The sequence below is a fragment of the Collinsella sp. An271 genome, from assembly GCF_002159695.1.
Classification (GTDB): domain Bacteria; phylum Actinomycetota; class Coriobacteriia; order Coriobacteriales; family Coriobacteriaceae; genus Collinsella; species Collinsella ihumii.
Genome location: NZ_NFJE01000031.1, coordinates 1 through 2,501 on the forward strand (window position 1 = coordinate 1; position 2,501 = coordinate 2,501).

The following is a 2,501-nucleotide window of genomic DNA, read 5'->3' on the forward strand; positions in this document are numbered from 1 at the left end:
CTGTATTTGATAGCGTCTTGTTTACGGGTTTGAGCGCGGGGACCTTTCGGGAATGAGCACGAAAAACTTTCGGGTTTGAGCATGCGCGCGCCGACCACCCCCGTTCGGCCTTACGTTGTCGTTGCTTAGGTTTCGATGACGGGAGGCCGGGAAGGAAAATGATCGGCGTGCACAAGATCGAAGATATCAGAAGGCTGGGCAGGGGCGGGGCGAGCGTCGCCTCGATCGCCCGGGACACCGGGGTCTCCGAGCCGACGGTGAGGAAGTACCTGAGGGAGGTGGACCTCTCCGAGAGGCCGCCCGAGGTCGGGCGGTCCCCGAGGTCGCCGATCCTCGAGCCGTACGCGGAGGCCATCGACTCGTGGCTCGCGGAGGACAGGCGCTGCTGGCACAAGCAGCGCCACACCGCGAGGCGCGTCTACGACAGGCTCGTCGAGGAGATGGGCTTCGAGGGGTCGTACTCGACCGTGCAGAGGTACGTGAAGAGGCGCCGCCGCGAGCTCGCCGCCGGGCGCGACGCCCGCGAGGCGCAGGGCTACCTGCTGCTCGACTGGGCGCCCGGCGAGTGCCAGGTCGACTTCGGGCAGGCGGACTTCCGCGTGCGCGGCGTGGTCCAGCGCGGCCACTACCTGGTCGTGACGTTCCCGCACTCCAACGTCGGGCTCGCCCAGGTGTTCTGGGGCGAGACCGCCGAGTGCGTCTGCCAGGGGCTCAGGGACGTCTTCGAGTTCGCCGGGGGCGTGCCGCTGCGCGCCGTCTTCGACAACGCCACCGAGGTGGGGCGCAGGGTCGGGGCCCGGGTCGTCACCTCCGCGCTCTTCCGGCGCTTCGCCGCCCACTACGGGCTCGACTACAGCTTCACCAACCCCTACTCCGGCAACGAGAAGGGCTCGGTGGAGAACAAGGTCGGGGCGGTCCGGCGCAACCTCTTCGTGCCCGTCCCGGCGTTCTCCGACGTGCGCGGGTTCAACGCGCGGCTGCTCGGGCGCTGCCTGGGGCGCTCGGAGGGCAGGGCGCACTACCGCAAGGGGGCGTGCGAGTCCGAGCTCTTCGAGGAGGACCGCGCGGCCCTCTCGCCGCTGCCGCCGGCGCCCTTCGCCTGCGTCGCGTGGCTCACGCGCAAGTGCGACAGGCAGGGCACCTTCAAGGCCGGCGGCGAGCACCGCTACTCGGCCGGACCGGCCTACGCGTCGCGCGAGGTCGCCGTCGCGATGGGCGCCTTCGACGTCACCGTCGTGGGCGACGGCGGCGAGGTCGTGACTGCCTACGAGCGCGAGTGGGGCGACGCCCCGACCGACTCGGCGGACCCCCTGCTGCAGCTCAAGCTGCTGTGCAACCGCCCCGGCGGGTGGCGCGACAGCGTGGTGAGGGGGTCGCTGCCCGACGAGCTCGTCGCCTACCTCGACTCGGAGGGGCCGGCCGACCTGCGGGCCGACCTGCGGGCGCTGCGGGACTCGGCGGCGAGGCGGGGCTGGTCGGCGGCCGTGGAGGGCGCGCTGCGCTCCCTCGGGGCCACCGGCGGCGTGGACGCCGCCACGCTCGAGCTCTCGGCGGCGGTCTCGGCGTCCGGCTGCGGCCGCGTCGAGTACGACGAGCCGGTCGACCTCGCGGACTACGACCGCGCGTTCGAGCTGCTGGAGGGAGGCGCCGCCAGTGCCTAGGATCCCGGACGCCGAGCGCGAGGAGTTCTCCTCGCGCGCACGCTCGCTGTTCATCTCGAAGGCCACGATAGCGTGGTTCCTCGAGACGGCCACCCCCGGCCAGCTCGCGGCGTGCTCCTCGATGCTCGCCCGCGAGCTCGAGTCGCGCGAGCGCTCCAAGCGCCAGCGCCTGCTGCGCCAGGCGCGCTTCCCGGTGCCCAAGGCCGTGGAGGGCTTCGACTGGTCCAACGTCCGCTTCCCCGACGGCTGGGGCCGCGAGGAGATGCTCTCGCTCGACTTCGTCGGGCGCTCGGAGGACCTCGTCTTCCACGGCCCGACCGGCCGCGGCAAGACCCACATGGCCACCGCGCTCGGCGTCGAGGCGACCCGGCGCGGCATCCCGGTCAGGTTCTACCAGACCGCCTCGCTCGTCCTCCAGCTCGGCAAGGCGAAGCGCGAGGGGACCCTGGACAGGCTGATGGCGGACATCGGGCGGGCGTCGCTGGTCGTGCTGGACGAGTTCGGCTACGTCCCCTTCGATGTCGACGGGGCCCGCCTGCTCTACCAGGTCATATCGGACTCATACGAGAGGAGGAGCATCGTGTTCACCACCAACGTGGAGTTCTCCAAGTGGGGCACGGTCTTCGCGGACGACAAGCTCGCCGCCGCGATCGTCGACCGCGTCGTGCACCACGGGAGGCTCGTCGAGTTCGGCGGCCCGAGCCACAGGCTCGAGGAGTCGCTCATGCTGGGAAGGTCCGGGGTCTGAGGGCGCGCGCGTGACGAGACCCGAAAAAGTTGCGTGCGCAGACCCGAAAGAAACGTGTGCTCTTTTCCGAAAGCAAGACTTGACGAAACACA

2 protein-coding genes are annotated in these 2,501 nt (G+C 70.7%); both read left to right on the top strand.

The genetic code is table 11. From position 1 onward, the window contains the following. Positions 1 to 167: 167 nt before the first annotated feature. Entirely contained in the window at positions 168 to 1,661 is a 1,494-nt protein-coding gene (gene istA / locus B5F74_RS12100) for an IS21 family transposase (RefSeq protein WP_204212603.1), read from the top strand. Continuing rightward, positions 1,654 to 2,409 carry an IS21-like element helper ATPase IstB gene (istB, locus tag B5F74_RS12105; protein WP_087202828.1) on the top strand — a complete coding sequence of 252 codons (756 nt, stop codon included), beginning with the start codon at positions 1,654 to 1,656 and terminating at the stop codon, positions 2,407 to 2,409. The genes istA and istB overlap by 8 nt, the downstream gene beginning before the upstream one ends. Positions 2,410 to 2,501: the final 92 nt, after the last annotated feature.